20 protein-coding genes and 1 other RNA gene are annotated in these 24,131 nt (G+C 59.7%); 10 read left to right on the plus strand and 11 right to left on the minus strand.

Annotated features, from left to right (window positions below):
- Positions 1-67: 67 nt before the first annotated feature.
- The 5 genes from AB1E42_RS08205 to AB1E42_RS08225 all read right to left on the minus strand — a co-directional run bounded on the left by AB1E42_RS08205 (position 68) and on the right by AB1E42_RS08225 (position 4,285).
- Positions 68-544: an SspB family protein gene (locus AB1E42_RS08205; RefSeq protein WP_368343764.1), complete on the minus strand. Its 477-nt coding sequence runs from the start codon at positions 542-544 to the stop codon at positions 68-70.
- A gap of 61 nt (positions 545-605) precedes the next feature.
- On the minus strand, positions 606-1,835 hold the full coding sequence (gene chrA, locus AB1E42_RS08210) for a chromate efflux transporter (protein ID WP_368343765.1): 1,230 nt from the start codon (positions 1,833-1,835) through the stop codon (positions 606-608).
- 190 nt (positions 1,836-2,025) lie between these two features.
- Positions 2,026-2,376: a transfer-messenger RNA gene (ssrA, locus tag AB1E42_RS08215) on the minus strand.
- Positions 2,377-2,496: 120 nt separating this feature from the next.
- Complete coding sequence (locus AB1E42_RS08220) at positions 2,497-2,937, minus strand: hypothetical protein (RefSeq protein WP_368343766.1); 441 nt, start codon at positions 2,935-2,937, stop codon at positions 2,497-2,499.
- A gap of 994 nt (positions 2,938-3,931) precedes the next feature.
- Positions 3,932-4,285 (minus strand): DUF4345 family protein, encoded by a 354-nt coding sequence (locus AB1E42_RS08225; RefSeq protein ID WP_368343767.1) that lies wholly within the window; start codon positions 4,283-4,285, stop codon positions 3,932-3,934.
- A 410-nt stretch (positions 4,286-4,695) separates the two neighbouring features.
- Here AB1E42_RS08225 and AB1E42_RS08230 point away from each other — a divergent pair, with 410 nt between their 5' ends.
- From AB1E42_RS08230 to AB1E42_RS08270, 9 genes are all read left to right on the plus strand, one after another.
- Positions 4,696-5,115, plus strand: a complete 420-nt coding sequence (locus AB1E42_RS08230; RefSeq protein WP_368343768.1) for a universal stress protein — start codon at positions 4,696-4,698, stop codon at positions 5,113-5,115.
- Positions 5,116-5,194: 79 nt separating this feature from the next.
- The gene (locus AB1E42_RS08235; RefSeq protein WP_368343769.1) at positions 5,195-6,844 is read left to right on the plus strand and encodes a BCCT family transporter; all 1,650 of its coding nucleotides are present in this window, start codon (positions 5,195-5,197) and stop codon (positions 6,842-6,844) included.
- Positions 6,845-6,963: 119 nt separating this feature from the next.
- Positions 6,964-8,388 (plus strand): deoxyribodipyrimidine photo-lyase, encoded by a 1,425-nt coding sequence (locus AB1E42_RS08240; RefSeq protein WP_368343770.1) that lies wholly within the window; start codon positions 6,964-6,966, stop codon positions 8,386-8,388.
- Between the two features lie 111 nt (positions 8,389-8,499).
- Positions 8,500-9,711, plus strand: a complete 1,212-nt coding sequence (locus tag AB1E42_RS08245; RefSeq protein WP_368346393.1) for a class I SAM-dependent methyltransferase — start codon at positions 8,500-8,502, stop codon at positions 9,709-9,711.
- Between the two features lie 102 nt (positions 9,712-9,813).
- The gene (locus AB1E42_RS08250) at positions 9,814-10,254 is read left to right on the plus strand and encodes a TrgA family protein (protein ID WP_368343771.1); all 441 of its coding nucleotides are present in this window, start codon (positions 9,814-9,816) and stop codon (positions 10,252-10,254) included.
- Positions 10,251-11,369, plus strand: a complete 1,119-nt coding sequence (locus AB1E42_RS08255; RefSeq protein WP_368343772.1) for an NUDIX domain-containing protein — start codon at positions 10,251-10,253, stop codon at positions 11,367-11,369. The genes AB1E42_RS08250 and AB1E42_RS08255 overlap by 4 nt, the downstream gene beginning before the upstream one ends.
- Before the next feature lie 54 nt (positions 11,370-11,423).
- Positions 11,424-12,458 (plus strand): cysteine synthase A, encoded by a 1,035-nt coding sequence (locus tag AB1E42_RS08260; protein ID WP_368343773.1) that lies wholly within the window; start codon positions 11,424-11,426, stop codon positions 12,456-12,458.
- Complete coding sequence (locus AB1E42_RS08265) at positions 12,455-14,920, plus strand: DUF3772 domain-containing protein (protein WP_368343774.1); 2,466 nt, start codon at positions 12,455-12,457, stop codon at positions 14,918-14,920. The genes AB1E42_RS08260 and AB1E42_RS08265 overlap by 4 nt, the downstream gene beginning before the upstream one ends.
- Positions 14,917-15,633 (plus strand): alanyl-tRNA editing protein, encoded by a 717-nt coding sequence (locus tag AB1E42_RS08270; RefSeq protein ID WP_368343775.1) that lies wholly within the window; start codon positions 14,917-14,919, stop codon positions 15,631-15,633. Before AB1E42_RS08265 ends, AB1E42_RS08270 begins: the two co-directional genes overlap by 4 nt.
- 3 nt (positions 15,634-15,636) lie before the next feature.
- On the opposite strand, the gene AB1E42_RS08275 is transcribed toward AB1E42_RS08270, so the two are convergent.
- Positions 15,637-16,086 (minus strand): iron-sulfur cluster assembly scaffold protein, encoded by a 450-nt coding sequence (locus AB1E42_RS08275; RefSeq protein ID WP_368343776.1) that lies wholly within the window; start codon positions 16,084-16,086, stop codon positions 15,637-15,639.
- A gap of 66 nt (positions 16,087-16,152) precedes the next feature.
- Here AB1E42_RS08275 and hisI point away from each other — a divergent pair, with 66 nt between their 5' ends.
- A complete protein-coding gene (gene hisI, locus AB1E42_RS08280) occupies positions 16,153-16,512 on the plus strand; it encodes a phosphoribosyl-AMP cyclohydrolase (RefSeq protein WP_368343777.1) in 360 nt (119 codons plus the stop codon).
- A gap of 64 nt (positions 16,513-16,576) precedes the next feature.
- Here the strand turns inward: hisI and AB1E42_RS08285 are convergent, their stop codons facing one another.
- The 5 genes from AB1E42_RS08285 to AB1E42_RS08305 form a co-directional block, all read right to left on the minus strand.
- Positions 16,577-18,661, minus strand: a complete 2,085-nt coding sequence (locus tag AB1E42_RS08285) for a dipeptide ABC transporter ATP-binding protein (protein WP_368343778.1) — start codon at positions 18,659-18,661, stop codon at positions 16,577-16,579.
- A 10-nt stretch (positions 18,662-18,671) separates the two neighbouring features.
- Positions 18,672-20,126: an ABC transporter permease gene (locus tag AB1E42_RS08290; protein WP_368343779.1), complete on the minus strand. Its 1,455-nt coding sequence runs from the start codon at positions 20,124-20,126 to the stop codon at positions 18,672-18,674.
- Positions 20,127-20,138: 12 nt separating this feature from the next.
- Positions 20,139-21,185 carry an ABC transporter permease gene (locus AB1E42_RS08295; RefSeq protein ID WP_368343780.1) on the minus strand — a complete coding sequence of 349 codons (1,047 nt, stop codon included), beginning with the start codon at positions 21,183-21,185 and terminating at the stop codon, positions 20,139-20,141.
- Positions 21,186-21,302: 117 nt separating this feature from the next.
- On the minus strand, positions 21,303-22,967 hold the full coding sequence (locus AB1E42_RS08300; protein WP_368343781.1) for an ABC transporter substrate-binding protein: 1,665 nt from the start codon (positions 22,965-22,967) through the stop codon (positions 21,303-21,305).
- Positions 22,968-23,247: 280 nt separating this feature from the next.
- Positions 23,248-24,072, minus strand: a complete 825-nt coding sequence (locus tag AB1E42_RS08305; RefSeq protein ID WP_368343782.1) for an AraC family transcriptional regulator — start codon at positions 24,070-24,072, stop codon at positions 23,248-23,250.
- Between the last annotated feature and the right edge of the window lie 59 nt (positions 24,073-24,131).

The raw sequence follows: 24,131 nt of genomic DNA on the forward strand, positions 1-24,131 counted from the left end.
ATTGGTATACGCTTGTATGCCGTTTACAAGCTGGCGCGTTTTGCCGCAACGCTCAGGTTGCCGCTGGTTATTTGCGAAAGCTGTCGAGGCTGACGACTTCGGCGTCCTTGTGGCCGGTATCTTCATCATCCGCTTCGGCCATTTCGTCCATTGGGGCTTCGTCATCATCGTCGACATCATCGCTGTCGTCGTCTTGGGTTTCGAAGCGGAGGCCAAACTCGACGGAGGGATCAACGAACGTTTTGATCGCCTCGTACGGAATATAAAGCGGCTCGGGCGAATTGCCGAAGTTCAGCGTCACGGCGAAGCCTTCGTCGGTGACATCAAGGTTATCGAACCAATGCTGGATAACGATTGTCATTTCACCCGGGTAGCGATCAGACAGCCAGTCGGCCAGTTCCACATCAGGATGAAGCGTGTCGAAGGTGATGAAGAAATGATGCGCGCCGGGCAGGCCTTCCTCGGAAATACGGGTCAGCACCTTCTGGATAAGGCCACGCATGGCCTCGTGCATCAGGTTTCCATAGTCGATTGACGCGGTCACGTCTGTTCTCCCCTTGGTGTGTGCTCAGCATACGGGATTCGATGGCGGATGAAAGAGGGGATCAAGGCATTCCCGTCAGGAAAACCGAGAGGCCAGCACAAATGGCAAGGCAGAAAGGCAGCGGGGTTTTGCGCCACAAAAGCAGGGCGGCGGCCACCAGCGAGAGGGAGAGCGGTACTGGCAAGATGGTGCCGATGGCGGGCAAGGTCAGGGTGCCGAGGGGCAGGGGAATTGCGTGGGTGTGCGCGAACCAGACATTCAGCGCGAACCAAACGGAGAGGTTGAGAATCACGCCCACGACGGCGGCCGTGACACCGGCAAGCGCGGCTTGCAGGCGCGGGTTTCCAGCGATGGATTCAAGGGAGGGGCCGAAGAGGAAAATCCAAATAAAACAGGGGATAAACGTCACCCACAGGACCACCAGACCGCCCTTGAAACCGGCGGATAGGGTGCCGACGAACTGGGTGACGAGGATCAGCGGGCCGGGCGTGGTTTCGGCGAGGCCCAGCGCATCAATCATTTGGGTGGTGGTGATCCAGCCGTAATCGCGCACCACTTCTTGGGTCATGTAGGTGAGGACGGCGTATGCGCCGCCGAAGGTGACGACCGCTAGCTTGGTGAAGAAGAGGCCGATCTCTTGCAGCAGCGTGTCGCCCGCAAGTGCTGCGGCGAGGATGGGCAGCGGCCAGAGGAGGAAGCCAGCGATGATGGCGGGCCAGTTCCGTGTGGGGGTGTGCCTGGCGGGGGGTGATGGCGTGTTGTTGGTGGGGCGCTCAGTCACGGCGGCGATCAGGGCCGCGGCGGCGAGTACAAGCGGAAAGGCGAGGTTGAACACATAAAGCGCGATGAAGGATGCCAGTGCCAAGCCCTTGAAAAGCGGGCCTGAAAGGGCTTTGCGCGACAGTTTGAGAAGCGCGGAAATGACGATGATCACCACGCAGGCCTGAACGCCGGTGAACATCGCGGCCACCCACGGCACGCTGCCGAACCCCATATAGGCCCATGCCAGCAGGAAGATCACCAGAGCGCCCGGGAGGATGAACAACCCGCCCGACACCAAGCCGCCGAGAATACCCCGTTGCTTCCAACCGGCATAGGTGGCGAGCTGCATGGCCTCGGGGCCGGGGAGCAGCATGGTCAGCGATAGGGCGCGGAGGAATTCGTCCTCTGCGAGCCATTTGCGACGGTCGACATATTCCTCGTGCATCAGGGCGATCTGGGCGGCGGGGCCACCGAAGGACAGGAGCCCGATCCGAAGGGAGACGCGAAAAATGTCGCTCAAAGGGGTCATATCGCGCCTGTCTTGGAAAGGATTTATTAAGCTCTCAACAATCTCCATGCATATAAAAATGTCAAATCGTGACCGGCGCATTTGCTGCATTGCGGCAAAGAAGCCAGCCAAGACCACAATACACTGCCGCGCTTACGGCGGGGTTAAGCCATCGGCGTAGCGAGAAAGTGCAGGAAAAACAGGAGTTTGAAATGCAGGCTTCTGTTGCCAGGTGCCTGCGAACCCCGCCAGACCTTGCTAGAGGGCTGGGCTTAATTTTCGGTTTTTCGCACCGCTTACGCGGCGAGAGCTACCGGAGCACGATTGTCGTTGGCAATTATGCTTAACGGACCGATATCGGTGGTACCTCACCGAGACAAAGCATTCCTCTTTACACGTTCGTCTATCCTGTTTCGGCCCCTAACACCCTCCAACGAAAGGGAATTTGGTGGAGCCGCCGGGTACCGCCCCCGGGTCCGATCCGCTTATTACAGGCGCGTTTATGTCCATAGTCCCGAAGGACAGTTTCAATATAGGGACGCAGAGGCGCAGGCTCAAGGGGCGATCTGCGGAGCCGGAACCGGCGATGCACAAGTGATGCACAATCCATGCACATCCTATGCATATCGCACCCGCAGAAAGATGAAGGAAGGGTTAAGGAATGGGGGAACTGGGTGCGAGACTAGTCTCTTGTGAATTTCAGATTTTGCCAAAACTCATCTGCGCGGCTCCTACAAATTCTTCGAACGTCGTTATTCAAATCGTAAGAGATGCCATTCACACTGCTGTATAGAATTTCACAAACTGCGACCGTGTCCTGCAGTAACTCATCGAGGTCCGTAATGGTCAGTTGAACAGATTTACTACTTTTAGGATCGCGAAGATATTCGAGAAAGTGAGCGCTGAGGTCACGGTATTTTTTCGCGTTTTCCACTACACTTTGGCTCAAAATTGCTCGCGCATCGGCGATGCAGTTGTAAAGGTTTGTAGTGTTTGCGACTGCCATATTATTTGCTCGAGACTGCTGACCTTCCGATACAGCTTCGATCATTGCTCGTTGAAGCGAGGGGTCATGCTGGTTATTGAGAATTCTGAGCTGTCTGGCCCCAATCTTTTCCTTCATGCGGTTTTCGAGCGCCGCAAAAACTCTGTGATCGTCAACGAGTAAAATAATTGTCGGAATTGAGTAGGAATTCTCGGCTGGCTTTTCCCAGATAGAAAGGAGCCGAATAATACTAAAGGAAAGGGCATCGTGTCGAAGTTGATCAAATGCTATCGATGCTGGTCAAATAATACTTTCGAGGAACAAGTTTTGTTCCAAGAACATGTGTCTAATGTTCTCCCAACGTTGAAGGGACTGGTCCAGTTCTTTCGTTACCTCTTTAATAGCTATCTCTGCGCGTTCTATGCGCTTTCCAGGCGACCAATTCGAAATCGTGGAATTGAAATTTCTCCTCGTCATCGACTGTTGCCTTGTGCAGAAAGAGGTCAGCGCAAATTTTTGATATCTAGTTAACCTAAACAGCACAGAAATTAGCGTGGCGTCAACGAACGTTCAACCTTGCGCAAGCCGCGCGTCGGCGGGTAGCGGTGCGGCGAACGGGCGTTGGACAGGCAGTGCTTTATGCCGTCACATCCGAATGAGGTCAGATCATAGCGCTTGCGACAGACAAATCGCCGCGCCGGGGGGCGGCCCGGCGATGCGCGGCGGCCTTCGGCCTTGATCCCGCGCGGAAGAGCACCGGGGGAACTTGGGGTATTCACGTCCGCACGGAAACGTGGGGGCTTCAATTGTAGAACCACTTCATCCCTTGAGTTGAAGTGGCTCCTTTGCCGACTGCGACATTAGATGCAGTGTGAGTTTCACACCGTGAAAGGCCAAGCCATGCGCGGGCGGGCATGGCGGCTGACAGGGTGGCACCGAGCATCGGCGGGGCGCGGTGCGGCGAGGGAGCGTCTGAGCGCCAGCGCTTTATGCCGACACGTCCGCGATAGATCAGATCATAGCGCTTGCGACAGACAAATCGCCGTGCCGGGGGGCGGCCCGGCGATGCGCGGCGGCCTGCGGCCTTGGTTCCGCGTGGGCCTGATGGGGGGCGGACGCGCCGGAGGAGACTTTAGATCGCGGAGATGTTGAGGCCGAGGGCGAGCGCTGCGACAGCGGCCTCGATGCCGAAGAAGACCCATTTCTTTTGGGTTTGGCCGTCGAGCACCAGAGAGGTTGCGCGGCCCAGAGCGGCACCGGCCCAGCAGGCGCCGAGCATGGCGTAGGCCTCATAAGAGCCGAAAAACAGCGCGCCAAGCCCCATGCCGACGAAGAGCGCACCGGCGCTGGCGCGAATTTCGGAATAGCCCATCGTCGTCGTTCCGGCTTGCAGATCGACGACGGTCAGCGTGTAGCGGGGGAAGAGCCAGCCGTAGACTCCGAGCACAATACTGAACAAGGCAAATAGCGGGTTGAGAATATCCATCGTAGTCTCCGTCGACAGGTTCTTTTCTGCTTATACGGGAGGTTTCACCCCGTTGGATCAAAATGAACGAGCAAATCTTCAAGAAAATGTGAGGGGCCGGAAAATGTTGCACAACAAGGCGTAGGGGGCTGCCGAAGGGAGCTTAAGAATATTGCCCAAAAAGCCGCATTCGCGGGCCTCAAACCGGCGCGGACACGGGCATTTCGGGCGGTAGAACATCATAAAAGCGACATGTTTTATGTCGCTTTTTGGGCAAATGTTACCTCCTTTGGTTGTTTTTTGCGACTACGGGCTGTTAGCATGGGTGTGTGCTCTGGGTCGTAAATGACCTTGAAACACCCATAAAACGGCGCGTGAAACCGGCGAACAGGCTGAATTTCATCCAAAAAGCGCCAGATTAGGAGGGAAGAATGTTCAGCAAGATCATGGTTCCGGTCAATTTGGAACATGCCGACAAGCTGACAGCGGCTTTGCAGGTCGCGGCGGATCTCACGAAAACCTATGGCTGTGGGCTCTGCTATGTGGGGGTGACGGCCGCAGCCCCTGGCACGGTGGCGCATAATCCGGTGGAATATGCGGACAAGCTCGCCGCCTTCGCGGCGTCGCAAGCGGCACTGGCAGGCATTGAGGCCAGCAGCCATGCCGTTGTCACCCACGATCCGGCCGTCGATATGGACGCGGCGTTGGTGCAGGCGGTGGCGGATATCGGGGCAGATCTGGTGGTGATGGCAAGCCATATCCCGAATGTGGCCGATCACCTGTGGCCGAGCCACGGAGGACAGCTTGCGCGGCAATCGGCGGCATCCGTCTTCCTCGTCAGGGCGTCCTGAGCACGCTGGAACCAAAAAGACCGCAAGCCGGAACGCGCGGCCTGCGTGACATGCAACAAAATACAGGAGGGGCCATCCTATGGCCGACACATCCAACAATCAGGGGATTCCCGAGCCGGAAGGCGCGTCGGACCTCATTGAGACCGATTACGAGATCGGTCAGGACAATATTGAAACCACGGTGGGGCCGATTCCGCTCGACATTCACAATCCAGTCTTTCTGATTTCCGGTCTGTCTGTCGTCGCCTTCGTGATCTACGCGCTGCTGGCGCCGGATCAGGCGGCCAGTTTCTTTGGCTGGTTGCGACCGACGCTGACGAGCAGTTTTGACTGGCTGTTCTTGATGGCGGCGAATGTGTTTGTGCTGTTCTGCCTGCTCCTGATCGTCACGCCTGTGGGGTCGATCCGGCTGGGCGGCGCGGATGCGCGGCCCGACTATGGTTATCTGGGCTGGTTTGCCATGCTGTTTGCCGCCGGTATGGGCATCGGGCTGATGTTCTTTGGCGTGTTGGAGCCGGCTTACTATTTCGGAACCCCGTGGGGTGACGAGCCGCTTGGGGCTGTCCGACCCTTTGGCGAAGACGGTGCGCTGATCGCCGCGAATGTCGAAGAAGCGCGGCGCATGGCGCTGGCGGCGACCTCCTACCACTGGGCGCTGCATCCTTGGGCGATTTATGCAGTGGTGGCGCTGTCGCTGGCGCTGTTCACCTATAACAAGGGCTTGCCGCTTTCGATCCGCTCGGCGTTTTATCCGATCCTTGGAGATCGCGTTTGGGGCTGGTGGGGCCATATCATCGACACGCTGGCGGTTTTTGCGACGCTGTTTGGCCTAGCGACATCGCTGGGGATCGGGGCGCAACAGGCGAATGCCGGTCTGGAATTTGTCTATGGCATTCCCAACAACATCACGGTGCAGGTGATCCTGATCATCGGTATTACCGCTATTGCGCTGGTATCGGTGCTGCGCGGGCTTGATGGCGGGGTGAAGGTGCTCTCCGAGATTAACATGGTGATCGCGACGCTGCTGCTTCTGTTCGTGCTGTTCGCAGCGGGTGCTGGTGGCATTCTGGCGGATTTCGTAGCGGGGCTGGGTGCCTATGCGCGCGAAGTGGTGCCGCTGTCGAACCCGTTTGGCCGCACCGATGACGGCTACCGCGAAGGCTGGACCGCGTTCTACTGGGCGTGGTGGATCAGCTGGTCACCGTTTGTTGGTATGTTCATCGCGCGCGTTAGCCGTGGGCGGACGGTGCGCGAGTTCGTGACTTGCGTGCTGATCATTCCGAGCCTTGTCTGTGTGTTCTGGATGGCTGTTTTCGGCGGCACGGCAATCAACGACATGATCGCCAATCCCGAAACATCGCTGGTGAAAGCCAATGTGATCGACGCCTATAAGCCGGAGCTGTCGCTCTTTGCGATGCTGGAGAGCCTGCCACTGACGGCGATCACCTCGACCATCGGGATCGTTCTGGTGATCGTGTTCTTCGTCACCTCATCGGACTCGGGCAGCCTCGTGATCGATACGATTACAGCGGGCGGCAAGGTCGATGCGCCGGTGCCGCAGCGGGTGTTCTGGTGCACGTTTGAAGGGCTTGTTGCGATTGCGCTGCTGATCGGTGGCGGGCTTGGCTCGCTACAGGCGATGGTTATCTCGACCGGACTGCCGTTCACGATCGTCCTGTTGATGATGTGCTGGGCCATCTGGAAGGGGCTGCAAGCCGAACGCAGCTAGACCCGCCTACATCAACGATAATAACGTCCCCGCCAGCATGTTTGGCGGGGACTTTTTTATGCAACACACTTGCCGCGAGGTGATCTGCGCTAGCTAATGCCCAAAATACCGAGGGCAGCATGGCAGATATGTCTCCGATCCTGATCTGGTACCGCCGCGATCTGCGGTTGGGCGACCATCCGGCGTTGTACGCCGCCGCCGAGAGCGGGCGGGCGGTGATCCCTGTGTTTATCCATGATGAAACGGTCGAAGCGCTCGGCGCGGCCCCGAAGATGCGGATTGGCGCGGGGGTGGCGCATCTGGCGCAAGCGTTGGAGGCGAAAGGCAGCCGGTTGATCCTGCGGCGCGGCACGGCGCTGGACGTGCTGCAAGCATTGATCGCGGAAACCGGCGCGGGCGCTGTCTATTGGACACGGTGCTATGATCCCGAGGCCGTTGCGCGCGACGCGGAAGTAAAGGCGACACTGAAAGAGCAGGGCATCGAGGCGCGCTCTTTCGGGGGGCATTTGCTGTTTGAGCCGTGGACCGTGCAGACGGGAACCGGCAGCTATTACAAGGTGTATTCCCCCTACTGGAAGGCGGTGCGCGGCAGAACGGTCGAAACCCCATTGCCTGCACCCGAAACACTTTGCGCCGCAGGCGCGTGGCCGGAGAGCGACGCGCTGGAAAACTGGCAAATGGAGGCCGCGATGCGGCGCGGCGCGGATGTATTGCGTCCCTATATGGTGGTGGGTGAACACGCGGCGCAGGAGCGGCTCGCGCGGTTTATCGACGCGAAAGTCAACCGCTATGCGGCGCAGCGCGACCTGCCAGCGGTGGACGGCACATCGGGCCTGTCCGAAAACCTCGCATGGGGGGAGATTTCCCCGCATCAGTGTTGGCACGCTGGGATGCGGGCGATGCAGGACGGTGCGCAAGGTGCGGAGACGTTCCTTAAGGAACTTGTCTGGCGCGAGTTTGCCTATCACCTTGTGCATCATACGCCGCAAATCACAACGCAGTGCTGGCGGGCGGAATGGGAAGCCTTCCCGTGGTCAACAGACGAGACACGCGACGCGGTGCAGCGATGGAAGCAGGGGCGCACCGGCATGGGCTTTGTCGATGCGGCGATGCGGGAGATGTATGTCACCGGAAAGACGCACAATCGCGGGCGGATGATCGTGGCCTCCTACCTTACCAAGCACCTGATGGCCGATTGGCGGATCGGACAGCGGTGGTTTGCGGAGTGCCTGATTGACTGGGATCCGGCATCGAACGCGATGGGATGGCAGTGGGCTGCGGGTTGTGGGCCGGATGCGGCGCCTTATTTCCGCGTGTTCAATCCCGAAACGCAGCTGAAAAAGTTCGATCCGGACGGAGCCTATAGCCGCGCGTGGATCGCGGAAGGGACGCGCACTCCGGCGGCGACGGCGCTTGCCTATTTCGACGCGGTCCCGAAATCATGGGGGCTGACAGCCACGCAAGGCTACCCTTTGCGGCCTATCGTGAGCGCCGAGGACGGGCGACGGATTGCACTTTCTGCCTATGAAAACCGTCACTTCTAAGCCACGGCTGAAGCGAAGTGATATGAAATTGGTGACTTCTCGGAGCGGCGTATTAGAATGTTGCCGACATTCGGGGCCAACTCGAAGATGAACAAGGATGTAGGGGGGACCATGATCCTGACGACGACCAAAGGGCAATCGAATTTGCCGCGTTACTTTGCGCCGGTTTTCGACGTGATCCGCACGCTCAAGCGGGGGCGGGTCGATATCATTTTGCCCGATGGCCGCCATTTCCGCGCCGAGGGGCAGGAACCGGGCTATGTGGCCGAATTGCATGTGCATAATGCGGATTTGTTCGCGCGGACGGTGCGCGAGGGCGATCTGGGCTTTTGCGAAGCCTATATGGATGGCTGGTGGTCAACCCCCGACCTGATGGCTTTCATGGACCTGATCCATGACGATGCCGACCAGATCTATGACGGCTTCCCGGGCAAGGCGCTGGTGCAGGCCTATGAGCGCCTGCGGTTCTGGCTGCAATCGAACACCAAGCGGCAGGCGAAGAAGAACATCTCTTATCATTATGATCTGGGGAATGATTTCTACGGGCTGTGGCTCGACGAGACGATGACCTACTCCAGCGCCAAGTTTGAAACGGGGCAAGAGAGCCTCGAAAAGGCGCAGACGCAGAAATATGCCAGCATGATCGATCAGATGGGGGCGCAACCGGGCGATCATATCTTGGAGATTGGCTGCGGTTGGGGCGGGTTTGCGGAATATGCCGCCAAGGAGCGCGGTATGCAGGTGACATGCCTGACGATCTCGGAGGAACAGTATAAATACGCAGTGGAGCGCATTGAAAAGGCGGGGCTTTCGGATCGCGTCACCTTCAAGTTGCAGGATTATCGCGACGAAACGGGGATGTATGACGGGATTGCTTCGATCGAGATGTTTGAAGCTGTGGGCGAGAAATACTGGCCCGTCTATTTCGAAACTTTGCGCGAGCGGTTGAAGCCGGGGAAATGCGCGACTTTGCAGATTATTACCGTATCTGATGCCCGCTGGGAGATTTATCGCAGGGGCGTGGACTTCATTCAGAAATACATTTTCCCCGGTGGGATGTTGCCCGCGCCGAAGGTGCTGCGCGCCGAGATCGAGAAGGCGGGGCTGGAATATGTAAAGTCCATCGAGTTTGGCGAGAGCTACAGCCAGACCCTGCGCCGCTGGTACGATACTTTTAACGACAAATGGGACGAGGTTGCGCAGCAGGGGTTTGACGAACGGTTCAAGCGGATGTGGAACTTTTACCTCACCTCCTGCGCGGGCACGTTCCATGCGGGCAATTGTGGTGTCACCCAAGTCACCGTGGCGCGCCCTGCACAATAAGCGCGCAGCTTCAAACCGCGCGGCCAAGGGCTTGCGCGGTGCGGCGGCTTGGACCATCCTGTGACAAAGCCGCGAAAGGCGGCGATTGAGGGAGGGCGGACCATGCCAACCGCAGGACGGCTTGCAGGAGCGATCACTTTTGGCGCATTGGCGCTGTACCTATCCGAACTGTTGCGGCCCGTCTTTGAAGAAGAAGGGCTGACATTGACCTTCACTTTGGCGAATGGCGTGATCGGCATTCTCGTCGGTTGGGTCATTGCGGGGAGCCGCGCGGGGCGGGGCTATCCGGCCGCGATAGGCTACGGGATCACCGCAGGGGTGGCGCTGGTGTTCTGGATCGCGTTCGTCTGGAGCTTTCTGGAAATGCTCGAACGCTCGCTGGCCAAGCGCTATCGCGGGGCGCTGGAGGCGGTGACGGATATTTTCCAGTTGAGTATGGATTCGGTTGTTGAAGGGGCCACGCCGCAAGTGCTGGTGACTTTGGCCGTTGGGGCGCTGATCGCGGCTTTGGTGACGGATTTCGTAGGGCAGCGCCTTCCGTGAACCATCTTTTCGTTTATGGAACATTGTGCCATCCGCCATTGATGGCCCTGATCGCGGGCGGCCCGCATGGGCGCGCCGCGCCTGCGCGGCTGCGGGATCATGCGGTCTATCGGCAGGCGGACGGGGTTCTGCCCGTTTTGGCCCGCGCGGAGGGGCATCTGGCGCAGGGAACGCTGTGGCGCAATGTGGGGGAGCGGGCGCTCAAGCGGATCACCGATTACGAGGTGCCGTTTGGCTATGTGCCGGTGATGGTATCGGTCGAGACGGATCTGGGCAGGGAAGCGGCTGTGTGTTTCTTCCCGCCGGCCGAGCTGCGCCGCAGTGCGACGTTTTGGGATCTGGACGCATGGCGGGAGGCTGACGGCGCGGTGACGCTGCACATGGCTGCTGAGCTGGCCGCGCACGACCCAATGCCCGACGCAGACGCGCTGCGGCGTGAATGGCGGATGATGCGGCATCGGGCGGAGGCGCATCACCGCGCTGAAACCGAACCGGCACCGACCACGCTCCGCCGCGCAATGGAAGCGGGGGATGCGGAGATTATCGAAGAGGCACCAATTGCAGGGGCGTTCTTCAAGTACCGGACGGTACAACTACGCCATAAGCGGTTTGACGGTGGTGATAGCGGCCCGTTGAGCCGTGAAGGGTTTCACGGGGCCGAGGCGGCGCTGTTGCTGCCCTATGACCCGAAAACCGACAAGGTTCTGCTTGTTGAACAATTTCGCGTTGGGCCGTTCCTGCGCGGAGATGCCGAGCCGTGGACGCTGGAGCCGGTGGCGGGCATGATCGACCCCGGCGAAAGCCCAGAGGCCTGCGCCGTGCGGGAATGCCGCGAGGAAGCGGGGCTGGAAGTCTTGCAGACGGTATTCATTGCTGGTTTCTACCCCTCACCGGGAGCCAGCACCGAATACCATCATGCGTATCTCGGGATCGTGTCGTTGGAGGGGGAGATCGCCACCAGCGGCGGCCTTGATGAGGAGGCAGAAGACCTGCGCTTGCATGTCCTACCGTTTGACGCCGCGATGCGGCTGGTAGAGACTGGGGAAATCAATGCAGGACCGTTGATAACGATGATGTTTTGGCTGGCGGGCGCACGCGCGCGGTTGCGTGCTTGAGTTCCCTGACGGGGACACATAGAGAAGGCACGAAAGCAGAGAAGGCGACACGCGATGATGATAAAAGCTGACCTCCCCGATGCGATCGGAAACACGCCGTTGATCAAGCTGCGGCGGGCATCGGAAGAGACTGGATGTACGATCCTTGGCAAGGCCGAATTCATGAATCCCGGTCAGTCGGTGAAAGATCGCGCGGCCTATTTCATCATCAAGGATGCGTTGGCCTCTGGCGCGTTGAAACCGGGCGGAACGATCGTTGAAGGCACGGCGGGCAACACCGGCATCGGGTTGGCGCTGGTGGGTGCGGCGATGGGCTTCAAGACGGTCATCGTGATCCCTGAGACGCAGAGCCAAGAAAAGAAAGATATGCTGCGGTTGGCGGGTGCGGAACTGGTGCAAGTGCCGGCAGCGCCGTATCGCAACCCGAACAACTATGTCCGCTATTCGGGCCGCTTGGCCGAGGAACTGGCGAAGACGACGCCTGAAGGCGTGATCTGGGCGAACCAGTTCGACAACGTGGCGAACCGTCAGGCGCATGTGGAAACCACCGGACCGGAGATCTGGACCCAGACCGGCGGCAAAGTTGATGGATTTATCTGTGCTGTCGGTTCCGGCGGGACGCTGGCGGGTGTGGCCCAAGCGCTCCAGCCCAAGGGCGTGAAGATGGGCTTGGCCGATCCCGAGGGCGCGGCGCTTTACAGCTATTTCACCACTGGCGAATTGAAATCGCAGGGTGGGTCGATCACCGAGGGGATCGGGCAGGGGCGGATCACCGCGAACCTTGAAGGGTTCACGCCTGATTTCAGCTACCAGATCCCTGACAGCGAGGCGCTGCCCATCGTTTTTGACCTGTTGGCGGAAGAAGGCCTTTGCCTTGGTGGGTCGTCGGGTATCAACGTGGCCGGCGCGATGCGCATGGCCAAGGAAATGGGTCCGGGTCACACGATCGTAACGATCCTGTGCGACTACGGCACGCGCTATCAATCCAAACTGTTCAACCCCGAATTCCTGAAGGATAAGGGCCTGCCGGTCCCAAGCTGGCTGGACGCTGCGCCTTCATCGATCCCGGGTGTATTCGAGGACGCATGACCGCTCCACGCCGTTGGCTGACAGGCATTCTTGCCGCGTTGTGCGTGGCAGGGTTGGGTGTTGGCGCGGCACAGGCGCAGGATGCATCGGGCGCGGCGGAGGCCGAGGCGCCGCCTGTTGAGGTAACTGTCGACGCGGCTGCCCAGAACTTCACCGATGTGGATACCGGCGAGACAGGCATTGATTATGTGCTGTGGGACCGGCTGGCGACGCGGGTTGAGCAATCGGTGACGCAGGACGCCAGCTCGACATTTTCGTTGGAGCGGCTGCGCAATGAGTTGGTCACATGGCGGGATCGCTTTCTGGCCGCGCAATCGCTCAATGACGGGCGCATCGCGACGGTGCGGGCACAGCTGGACGCCTTGGGCGCGGCGCCCGACGACGGCAGCACCGAAGATCCGAGTATCGCCGGACGGCGCAGCACGCTGGAAAGCCAGTTGGCGCGGCTGCGCGCGCCTGTGGTTTTGGCGAACGAGGCATATGCGCGCGCTGACGGGCTTATCAGCGAGATCGACCGGATTCTGCGCGCTCGCGAGGCAAGCCGCCTGACGACGCGCGGACCATCGCCGCTGAACCCCGAACATTGGCCTTCGGGGCTATCGGCACTTGGTTCAGGATTTGCCGGGGTCTGGAGTGAAATCTCGGCCGCATTCGTCAGCCGCGCGCGCAACGGCACGCTCACTGAAAACGCCCCGCAAGCAGTGCTGTGGCTACTGGTGGCAATCGGGCTTTGGGCGCGGGGACGCACGATATGGGACGGTTTGCGCGGCCAGGTGGTGCGCCGCGATGGACGCGGTGCGCGGGCGTGGAATGCATTCTTTTCGCTCGGCGTGGTGATTGTGCCTTATCTGGGGCTGGTGGCCTTTGCCAAGGCATTGACCGCGCTTGATATTCTGGGGTTTCGTGGAAACGCGCTGCTGGACCTGTTGCCGGATGCGGGGCTGTATGTGCTGGTGGGGCGCTGGCTCAGCGGGCGGTTCTTTGACCGTGGCGCACATGGGGAGAACCTGCTGAAACTGCCGCCGGAGGTGCTTGAGCGCGGGCGACGGATCGTGGCGGGGCTTGGCTGGGTGCTGGCCTTTGGTGCGCTGTTCATTCCGCTGGTGCGGATGGGCGATGCCTCGACCGTTTCTGCGGCGGTCATGACGTTGCCGGTCGAGATCGTGATGGCGGTATTCTTGTTCAGACTGGGGCGGCTCTTCGTTAAAAACGTAGACGACGCGCCGGACACGCAAGAGAAAGGCGATGACTGGATCGCTCCACCGCCAAGCTACCGTAGCCGGTTCATGGGGCTGCTGGGCCGAGCAAGCATGCTCGTGGCGGTGGTGGCGCCGGTGCTCTCGTCTGCGGGCTATGCGGCGGCCTCGGAGGCGATCCTCTATCCGGCGGTGACGACGCTGGCGCTGCTGGCAATGTTGTTGCTGTTGCAGCGCTTTGTTTCCGACGTTACCGAAGCCTTCTCAGGGCCGCGCGAGGACGGCCAAGACGCCCTGTTGGCGGTGCTGCTGGGGCTATTCCTGTTCGTGCTGGCGCTGCCGGTATTTGCGGTGATCTGGGGCGCGCGGGTCGAAGACCTGCTGGAGATCTGGACCCGTTTCCGCGAGGGGTTCGAACTGGGTGAGACACGCATTTCGCCAAGTGACTTCCTGACATTCGCGATGGTGTTCGTGATCGGCTATATGGCGACGCGGCTGGTGCAAGGCACGTTGCGGGCGTCCGTCCTGCCGAAAACCAAGCTGGATATCGGCGGGCAGAATGCGATTGTCAGCGGGCTGGGCTATGTGGGTATTTCGCTAGCGGCAGTGGCGGCGGTCACGGCGGCGGGGATTGATCTGTCGTCGCTGGCGATTGTCGCTGGTGCGCTTTCAGTCGGTATCGGCTTTGGCTTGCAGAATGTGGTGTCGAACTTCATCTCCGGCATTATCCTGCTGATCGAGCGGCCGATCTCGGAAGGGGATTGGATCGAGGTGTCGGGGCAGATGGGCTATGTGCGGGATATTTCGGTGCGCTCGACGCGGATCGAAACTTTTGACCGCACGGATGTGATCATCCCCAATGCCGACCTGATCAGCGGGCAGGTGATCAACTGGACGCGGGGCAACTCGGTCGGGCGGGTGATCGTGCCGGTGGGTGTGGCCTATGGCACCGATACGGACCGCGTGGCAGAAATCCTGCAAGAGATCGCGGAGGCGCATCCGATGGTGGTGATGTCGACGCCGCCGGCTGTGGTGTTCCAAGGCTTTGGCGCGGATAGTCTGGACTTCGAGATCCGCGCGATCTTGCGGGATGTGAACTGGGTGCTGAGCGTGAAATCGGACCTTAACCACGCGATTGCCAAGCGCTTTGCGGAAGAAGGCATCGAGATCCCGTTCGCGCAGCGGGATATTTGGTTGCGGAACCCCGAGGTACTGCGCGGGGCAGACGGACAGAAAACAAAAAACGACGGAGGAACAGAAGCGTGAGCTACATGCTGTTTCGCAACAATGCCTATCAACGCGATGCCAAGGGCATGGTTCTGGCGCTGACGGGGGAAGGTGGGATCATCCTCGACCAGACGATTTTTTACCCCACCAGCGGCGGACAGCCGGGTGATAGCGGGCGGCTGGAATGGGACGGCGGCGCGATAGAGATTGCCACGACGGTGAAGGGCGACGGCGCGGACATCATTCTGGTGCCTGCGGAGCCTGCACCGTTGCCGCCAGTTGGCACGGAAGTCAGCCAAGAGCTGGATTGGGAGCGGCGGCACCGGCACATGCGGGTGCATACAGCGCTACATCTGCTCTCGGTCGTGATCCCGCTGCCGGTGACGGGTGGGTCTATTGGGGCGGACAAAGGGCGGCTCGATTTCGACATGCCGGAAGCGCCAGAGGACAAGGACGCGCTGACGGAAACCCTCAACAAGATCATCGGGCGCGATTTGTCTATCACCGAGGAATGGATCACCGACGAGGAGTTGGACGCCAATCCGGGGTTGGTGAAAACCATGTCGGTGCAGCCGCCGCGCGGCAGCGGGCGCATTCGGTTGGTACGGATCGGGACCGAGAGCGAAACGGTGGACCTACAGCCCTGTGGTGGCACACATGTGGCGCGCACGAGCGAGATCGGGCGGGTGCGGATCGGCAAGGTCGAGAAGAAGGGCAAACAGAACCGGCGGGTCTATCTGCACCTCGAGTGAGGGTCAGGCGCTGGCGGCGTCGCGCGCTTGGGCCAATGCATCCAGCGTGGCGTCGAAAGCCAGCAGAATCGAAGCGTGGCGGTTCTTGTAATCGCGGGCCGGTTCGAGCACTTCCAGCCCGTCAAAGGGCGCGGCGGGCGCGGGGCCGTTTTCCTTCAGCATGGCGAAAAGTTCATCGCGGCCTTTTTGGACCTCGGCCTCGGTGCGGCCAATGATATTGGAACCAATGACGGACGCGGCGGCCTGACCGAGCGCGCAGGCTTTGACGTCCTGACCGAAATCGATGATCACGCCGTCGTTGACCTGAATATCAACGGTGACGTTCGACCCGCAGAGCGGCGCGCGCTTTTTGGCGCTGGCGGTTGGCGCGGTCAGACGCGCGGTATGCGGGATCTCGGTGGTGAGTGCGAGGATCCGTGCGGAATAAAGCTTGATCAGGTCGGTATCTGACATGTTGGCCTCTTGCCTGTGACCTGACATAGATAGGCAGGAATGCCGGTAATTCAAAAGGAAAATCTGATGACCTTCGCCCCCGATACCCTGCGCTACAATGACGCCGGACTGATCCCCGCAATCGCGCAGGATGCCGAAAGCGGAGAGGTATTGATGATGGCGTGGATGAATGCCGAGGCCGTGGCAAAGACGCTGGAGACAGGCCGCGTGACCTATTGGTCCCGCTCACGGCAGGCATTTTGGGTGAAGGGGGAAAGCTCGGGCCATGTGCAGGAGCTGATTGACTTCCGCGTGGATTGCGACAGGGACTGCCTACTGGTGATGGTGCGCCAGACCGGCCCCGCCTGCCACACCAACCGGCGCAGCTGCTTCTATACCGCCGTGCGCGAGGGCGCAGAGGTGGAGCTGATGGCGCCGGAGGGGTGACGAGACTGAAGCATAATAAAAAAGCCGGCCACTGGGGCCGGCTTTTGTGATTTTGGGCGGAGGATTATTCCGCCGCAATTTTGATAACGGGTTCCATAGAGTCGAGTTCCTCCTGCGAGAGGTGGCATTTGACCTGATGGCCGTCTGCCAATGTGCGCATGGGCGGCACTTCCTTTTCACAAAGGCCACCGCCGACCTTATCCTTCCAGCGGCAGCGCGTTTGGAAGGGGCAGCCCGGGGGCGGGTTCATCGCGGAGGGGATGTCGCCTTCGAGGACGATGTGCTTCTTTTGGACCTTGGTATCAGCGATGGGAACTGCCGATAGCAGCGCCTCGGTATAGGGGTGGTAGGGAGGCGAGAAGACCTGATCGGTCGTACCAAGTTCCACCACATGGCCGAGATACATCACCATCACGCGATCGGAGAGGTAACGGACGATGGAAAGATCGTGGCTGATGAAGAGGAGAGTTGTCTTCTCTTCGCGCTGGATCTCCATCAGGAGGTCTGTCACCGCTGCCTGAACGGAAACGTCGAGCGCGGAGACGGGCTCGTCCGCGACCACGATCTTGGCGCCGCCGGCGAAGGCGCGGGCGATGCCGACGCGCTGTTTCTGCCCGCCCGAAAGCTGGCGCGGCATACGATCCGCGAAGGCGCGGGGCAGCTTGACCAGATCGAGTAGGGTGAGCATTTTTTCGCGGCGCTCGGCGTCGTTCTTGCCGATGCCGAAGATCTCCAACGCGCGGATGATCTGGCGGCCAACGGTCATGGACGGATTGAGCGTATCGAACGGGTTCTGGAAGACCATCTGCACATCGGCGACCGTGCGGGTGTCGCGCCGTTCGATGGGGATATCCTGAATTTCGCGGTTATCAAGGATGATCTTTCCGTCGGTCGCGGTTTCGAGGCCCATCAGCACCTTCGCGAAGGTGGATTTGCCGCAGCCCGATTCCCCCACGATGGCGAGGGTTTCAGATTCACGAGCCTCGAAAGAGAGCGTTTCGTTGGCTTTGACGACCTTTTTGTTGCCGCCACCGAAGAGGGCATTGGCGGCGACCTCGTAGTATTTCTTGAGGTTGTCCATCTTCAGGACCACGTCGCCAATCTCGCCTTTGGTTTTTTGCTCCATCAGCTCAAGCGGGGCTTGCCAGTCGATTTCCTTGAACTTCAGACAGCGGGTTTGGTGGCGGTCATCACCTTCGACCTCGACCATAGCGATATCGCCCGCATCGCAGCGGCCCGCTTCGAAATAATCGCAGCGGGGGCCGAAGTTACAGCCGCGTGGGCGTTCATGCGGTAGCGGGAAGTTGCCCGGAATGGCCTTGAGCGGGCGGGCGTTTTTGTCGGCGCCCGGAAGCGGGATCGAGCGGAACAGCGCCTGCGTGTAGGGGTGCTGCATCTTGTCGAACACGTCTTCGATGGAGCCGCGCTCGACGGCCTCGCCGGAATACATCACGCAGATACGGTCGCAGGTTTCGAGCACCAAACCGAGGTTGTGCGATATGAACAGCATGGAAGTGCCGTATTTCTTGCCCAAGTCCTTGACCAGTTCGACCACGGCGGCCTCGACCGTTACGTCGAGCGCGGTGGTCGGCTCGTCGAGGATCAGGAGCGATGGCTTGGACATCAGCGCCATAGCTATGACGATACGCTGCTGTTGACCGCCCGATAGCTGGTGCGGGTAGCTTTTCAGCATCCGTTCAGGGTCCGGCAGCTTCACGTCGCCAACCACTTCGAGGGCGCGTTTGTAGGCCTCCTCTTCGGAGATGCCTTCGTGGATCATCGGCACTTCCATCAACTGGCGACCGATTTTCATCGCCGGATTGAGGGAGGCCATCGGCTCCTGATAGATCATGGCGATTTCGGAGCCGCGAATATCGCGCAGCTCTTCTTGCGTCATGGTATTCAGGTCGCGGCCCTTGAACTTGATCGAACCGCCGACGATGCGGCCGTTGACGCCCAAATCCTGCATCACGCCGAGCGCGACGGTGGATTTACCGCAGCCGGATTCGCCCACGAGGCCCAAGGCCTCGCCGGGCATGATCTTGGCGGAGAAATCCATCACCGCCGGAATTTCCCTCAAACGTGTGAAGAAGGAGATGGACAGCTGGTCGATGTCGAGGATCGGGCCGTCATAATCCGATTTCTGCATGTCTCTCTCCTTAGTCCTTCAGGCTTTCTTCGCGCAGGCCGTCGGCCAGCAGGTTCAGACCGAGCACGAGGCTGAGAAGCGCAAGCGCGGGCGGCAGAACGGGATGGATGTAGATCTGGAGCAGGCGGCGACCTTCGTTGATGGTCGACCCCCAGTCGGGGCTTTCGGGCGGGAGGCCCAGACCGAAGAAGCCCAAAGTCCCCAGAAGGATGGTGGTGTAGCCGATGCGCAGACAGAAATCGACGATCAGCGGGCCGCGCGCGTTGGGAAGGATTTCCCACAGCATGATATACCACGGGCCTTCGCCACGGGTTTGGGCAGCGGCAACGTAATCGCGGGTCTTGATGTCCATCGCGAGGCCACGGACGATCCTGAACACGGTGGGCGAGTTCACGAACACCACCGAGACGAACACCACGAGGATACCGCCCGGAACGTTGAAGAGATCAAGCCCTGCGGGCAGGAAGTTCATCACCGTGGCGGGTTGCGAGATCAGTGACAGGTAGAGCCAGACCATGACCACGAGCGCTATGCCAAGCATGATGTTGCGTTTCTGTGGCTGAGTGTGGAAGCGGCTGTTGATCAAAACCGTCACGAAGATGATCGGGAACAGGAACAGGGCAGCGGCCATGAAGCTGGGCAGACCTGTCTGGGTCATCTCCGGCGTGACGAGCAGGTAGAACAGCAAGATCACGGGGAAGGCGAGGATCAGGTTGGCGAGGAAGGACAGGAAAGTGTCCAGCTTGCCGCCGTAGTAGCCAGCGGGCAGGCCCAGCGTGATGCCAACCATGAAGGCGAACATCGTTGCCAGCGGCGCGATCCGCACCACCACCCACGAGCCGTGGATCATCCGGCTGAAGTTATCCCTCGCGAGGTTATCGCCGCCGAGCAGGTAATGCGGCCAGAGGCCTTCGTCCTCAGCGCCGCGAATGTAGGTGCCGGGGACTTTGTTCTTCATCACCGCTTCTTGTGCCAGCGGATCATGCGTGGCGATCAGGTCGAACACGCCGGCAAAGACGGCGGTGAACACCCAGAACATGACAAGCGCGAAGCCGATCATGCCGACGGTGCTGTCAAACAGCTTACCATAGAGGCCGAGGCGGCGCTTGTAGGTGATCGACAGGGCGAAGGTCACGACCAATGCGACCCAAACCGGCAGGAATTGTTTTGCCATCGCACCGATGATGCCTGCCGCGCCGTAGGGCATGACGACACCGCCGATGATATAGGCGGAGAGGACTGCGACCGTGCCGAGAAATGACCAGTTGGTCACTTTCGACACAAGGCCATAGGCGCCGCCACGGGCGATGAGGCTGCCGTCGGGGTTGGATTGCAGGGTCGGTGCCTCGATGAACAGCGACATGATGATTTGCACCACGATGCTGATGGCGAGGATGGTGACCAGAACGAAGAGGATCGGGTCAAGTATGGTTCCAAGGGAACCGGTCCAAGTCAGATTATCCATAATCTCGGCTCCTTAGGAAATGCGAATGCGCGGGTTGAGGAAAACGTAGCCGATATCGGAGATCAGCTGCGTAAACAGAACCACGAAGACCGACACCACCGAGACGCCGAGCAAGAGCTCGATGTCGTTATTGCCGGCAGCCTGCACTAGCGTCCAGCCGAAGCCCTTGTAGTTGAAGAGCGTCTCGACGATGACGACGCCGTTCAGGAGCCACGGGAACTGCAACATGATGACGGTGAACGGGGCGATCAGCGCGTTGCGCAACGCGTGGCGCATCACGATATTGCGGAAGCTCACGCCCTTGAGGCGCGCGGTGCGGATGTATTGCGCGGTCATCACCTCGGTCATCGACGCGCGTGTCATACGGGCGATGTAGCCCATGCCGTAGAGCGCGATCGTCATCACCGGCAGGGTGAAGTTGACGAACGTAATGTCATCGGTGGCGCTGGTAGCGGAGCCGTTGAACCATTTGAGGCCAACAGCAGAAGAGGTGAAAATCGCGATGAATACAACGCCGGAGACATATTCTGGCGTGGCGGTGGTGAGGATCGACACGGTGGAGAGGGAGCGGTCAAGCTTGGACCCTTCGCGCATACCCGCCAGAACGCCGATGATCAGCGCACCGGGCACCATGACGAGCATCACATAGAGCATCAGCCATGCGGTGAGGCCAAGGCGCTGGGTCACAATCTCCCACACACCGTCCTTGAACACGGTGGAGAAGCCCCAATAGCCCTGCAAGACACCGCAGAAGCGGTCTGAATCTTCGGCAGTTCCGTCGCTTGGGATACAGCGGCCGCGGACTTTGCCTTCTTCATCTTCGATCACATAGCCGGGGAGAACGCCGAGCCATTCGCCGTATTTAACAAATACATTGCGATTGTAGCCACGATTCTCGAGCCACGAGACAACCTGCTCGTCGCTCATCCGCATGCTTGCTTCGGTTTTTGCGAGTTTTTCGAGGTTCGGTTGGAGGTTCGTGAGAAAGAACACCACGAATGTGAGGCAAAGCGCCGTGAGGAGCATAACCCCTAACCGGCGAATGATGAAAAGTCCCATGGACGCCCCTGTCAGTTCTGTTTGCAGTGGCGCTGGCCGCCACTTTTTCATTTGCAAGTTGAGTGCGCGACTCAAAAAAGGCCGCCCCCGAGGGGACGGCCCATGTTCACTGAGAGATTAGGCCGAATAGCCGATCTTGTGTACGTGAATTTCGAATGCCGGATGCATATCGGCGCCGAACATACCCGGACGATAGTGACGATAGAGCGAACGCCAGTAGGACTGGATGATCACTGCATCGTTCTGGAAGATCGTCTCGATCTCGCGCATCACTTCGCGGCGTGTATCCGCATCCGCGATGGAGAATGCCTTGTCCAGAAGGGCATCGAACTCGGGGTTCGCGTAGCCAGCTTCGTTCCACGGCACGCCGGACTTATAAGCCAGAGCGAGAACCTGAACGCCGAGTGGGCGGTGGTTCCACTCCGTCGCGGAGAACGGGTACTTGGCCCAGTCGTTCCAGAAGGTGGAGCCGGGCAGAACTGTCCGCTTGATGTTGATGCCAGCATCACGCACCTGCGCTGCAACTGCATCGCCGGTGTTCTTGTTGAAGCCGTCATCGAGCGTGATCAGTTCGAACTCGTAATCCGCCATGCCCGCTTCGGCCATCAGGGCCGCAGCGCCATCGGGGTCATACTTCGGACGACCGATATCGGCATATTCGGGGTGAACAGGGGCGACGTGGTGGTTGTCGGCCTGAACGCCGCGGCCGTTGTAGCCCAGTTCGAGAACGACGCTGTTATCAACCGACTGGCTGATTGCCTGACGGACGCGGTGATCTGCGTAGATCGCCTTGCCGTCAACTTCGGTCTGCTGGTTGAAGCGAACAACGACGGTCGCGCCGGTGACAACTTCGGACTTTTCCCAGCCGATGGCGTCTGCGATGTCGATGAACTCGTTGACGTTCTGGTAGAGCAGATCAACTTCATCGGATTCGATGGCTGCGAGCCAGGAAGACGGGTCGGTGCCGTAGTCGATGAACTCGATGCTATCGACATAAGCGCCGTTGTAGCCGTCTACGCTGTTGCCCCAGTACTCGTGATCAGCATTTTTGACCAACGTGCCTTTGACGCCCACTTCCATCTCGGTCGGAAGATAGGCACCCGTGCCAACCGGCGTCGACATAATGTCGTCGAGGTTGGTGCTGGGGTGGATAACGGCCGCCGGATAGTCAGCCATGCCGGGGATGATGGTGATGTCTGGGTTGGGCAGGTTCAGCGTAACGCTGTGGCTGCCGGTGACTTCGATCGCGCCGTCGCGGGCAACGCCGGTATCGGGGTCGATCAGCGAGCCCATGCGGGTGGCCATCGAGTTACCTTCAACGCCGCTGTCACACCAGTAGTTGATCAGCCATGCGATGTGCTCGGCGTTCAGTTCTTCGCCGTTGTTCCACATCACGCCCTGACGGACGTTGAGAACATACTGGGTGGCGTCGTCGTTAACATCCCAGCTTTCGAGAAGCATCGGGCGGACGGAACCGTCGGTCTGTGTTTCGACGAGATATTCAAGCCAGCCGCGGCAGAAGTTGGAGATCTGGGTCCAGTCCCAAGTGCGCGGATCTTTCAGCGGGCGCACTTCCTGCTGGATGCGCAGAACGCCGCCCATCTGGGCGTGTGCCGCCGCCTGCACCGGCGCTTCGAGGCCGAGCAGACCATATGCAGCGGCCGTCGTCACACCGAGTGCGGTGGTACGGGTGAGGAATTCACGGCGGCTGAGTTCTCCGCGCTTGACCTCGTCTGCATACATATAAGCCGCGTGGTGCAGCTTCTTGGTTTCGTGCGTCATATTTATCTCCCTGTGACACATCATTCGTTTAGGGCCGGAAATCCAGTTCGCAATCCTCAAGAGAAACCGCGCAGAACTCCCCACTCGTGCCCATTGCGCATCTTTTTTAAACTGGCGTCAATGATTGCTTTCGTCATATTGCGCACCAAAAGCGACGGCACCCTAGCAAAATAACGACATTCTGCATCTTAAAATTTCTGTGTTCCTACAGATTATCCGCAGCACTTTCAGCGGAATTGAAATAATATACGGCAGGATTGAATTTTTTACCCGCGAGAGGCTAGCCGCGCCGGAAAGCCGAGGGCGTTTGCCCTGTCGCGGCTTGGAAGCTGCGGGTGAAATAGGCCGGAGAGGTGAAGCCAAGCGATTTCGCGATATCCTGAATCGGCGTGCGGGTTTCCCGCAGGAGAACACGGGCCTCGAACAGCACACGATCATTCAGCAAACTGAGCGCGGAACGGCCGCAGGTTTGTTTGCAGCAGCGGGTCAGGTGGGTGGGGGTGACGCCGAGGGCGGCAGCATAGTCGGCAACGCCATAAGACTTGCGGAAATCCCGCTCGATAAGATCGGAATAGGCCGCGACAAGGCGGGCGGAGGCGCTGCGGGCGCGCTCGAGTTCGCTACTGTTATCAGGCTGAAGCGCGAGCTGACGTTCAAAATAAACACTGAGGATGCCAAGGTAATGATGTGCCGCGCGGCTGTGGCCAGAGCGATCAGACTTCAATTCGCGCTCGAGATTATCGAAATGGCCGACCAGCTCTTTTTGGGTAATCACATCCCGCAGACGCAGGTGAACAGGCTCCTCAGGCCAGTCAGCGGCCATAGCAGAGGGGATCGTGAGCATCTGGCCGTAGACAGTGGGGCCAGCCTCGTAGCCGTACATGGTGCCGGCCGGAATGAAGATCAGGTTATTCGGGCCGTAGCCTGACGTGAGGCCCGCGATGGTGATCCGGCCTTGGCCTTTACCGATATACATCAGGCGGGGTGAGGTGTGGCTCCGCATGGCTTCGGTGCGCCATTTACCCGCCTGAGCGTTGTGCGAAATCGGCGTCAAAGACAGGCGCGCTGCGGCAGAATGCGATGTTTCAGGGCGATCAAGGGCCATTTTTCCCCTCCGCGTAGGTTCGATAAGTGAAATTGTTGCGCGGAATATGGCCTCAGACA

Origin of the sequence: Pelagovum sp. HNIBRBA483 (genome assembly GCF_040931995.1) — a bacterium.
Taxonomy (GTDB): domain Bacteria; phylum Pseudomonadota; class Alphaproteobacteria; order Rhodobacterales; family Rhodobacteraceae; genus JAEPMR01.

Excerpts from the sequence above, each read along its gene's own strand:
- chrA (WP_368343765.1), bottom strand. The coding sequence starts at position 1,835 with ATGACCCCTTTGAGCGACATTTTTCGCGTCTCCCTTCGGATCGGGCTC.
- AB1E42_RS08220 (WP_368343766.1), bottom strand. The coding sequence starts at position 2,937 with ATGAAGGAAAAGATTGGGGCCAGACAGCTCAGAATTCTCAATAACCAG.
- AB1E42_RS08225 (WP_368343767.1), bottom strand. The coding sequence starts at position 4,285 with ATGGATATTCTCAACCCGCTATTTGCCTTGTTCAGTATTGTGCTCGGA.
- AB1E42_RS08230 (WP_368343768.1), top strand. The coding sequence starts at position 4,696 with ATGTTCAGCAAGATCATGGTTCCGGTCAATTTGGAACATGCCGACAAG.
- AB1E42_RS08235 (WP_368343769.1), top strand. The coding sequence starts at position 5,195 with ATGGCCGACACATCCAACAATCAGGGGATTCCCGAGCCGGAAGGCGCG.
- AB1E42_RS08240 (WP_368343770.1), top strand. The coding sequence starts at position 6,964 with ATGGCAGATATGTCTCCGATCCTGATCTGGTACCGCCGCGATCTGCGG.
- AB1E42_RS08245 (WP_368346393.1), top strand. The coding sequence starts at position 8,500 with ATGATCCTGACGACGACCAAAGGGCAATCGAATTTGCCGCGTTACTTT.
- AB1E42_RS08250 (WP_368343771.1), top strand. The coding sequence starts at position 9,814 with ATGCCAACCGCAGGACGGCTTGCAGGAGCGATCACTTTTGGCGCATTG.
- AB1E42_RS08260 (WP_368343773.1), top strand. The coding sequence starts at position 11,424 with ATGATGATAAAAGCTGACCTCCCCGATGCGATCGGAAACACGCCGTTG.
- AB1E42_RS08265 (WP_368343774.1), top strand. The coding sequence starts at position 12,455 with ATGACCGCTCCACGCCGTTGGCTGACAGGCATTCTTGCCGCGTTGTGC.
- AB1E42_RS08275 (WP_368343776.1), bottom strand. The coding sequence starts at position 16,086 with ATGTCAGATACCGACCTGATCAAGCTTTATTCCGCACGGATCCTCGCA.
- hisI (WP_368343777.1), top strand. The coding sequence starts at position 16,153 with ATGACCTTCGCCCCCGATACCCTGCGCTACAATGACGCCGGACTGATC.
- AB1E42_RS08285 (WP_368343778.1), bottom strand. The coding sequence starts at position 18,661 with ATGCAGAAATCGGATTATGACGGCCCGATCCTCGACATCGACCAGCTG.
- AB1E42_RS08290 (WP_368343779.1), bottom strand. The coding sequence starts at position 20,126 with ATGGATAATCTGACTTGGACCGGTTCCCTTGGAACCATACTTGACCCG.
- AB1E42_RS08295 (WP_368343780.1), bottom strand. The coding sequence starts at position 21,185 with ATGGGACTTTTCATCATTCGCCGGTTAGGGGTTATGCTCCTCACGGCG.
- AB1E42_RS08300 (WP_368343781.1), bottom strand. The coding sequence starts at position 22,967 with ATGACGCACGAAACCAAGAAGCTGCACCACGCGGCTTATATGTATGCA.
- AB1E42_RS08305 (WP_368343782.1), bottom strand. The coding sequence starts at position 24,072 with ATGGCCCTTGATCGCCCTGAAACATCGCATTCTGCCGCAGCGCGCCTG.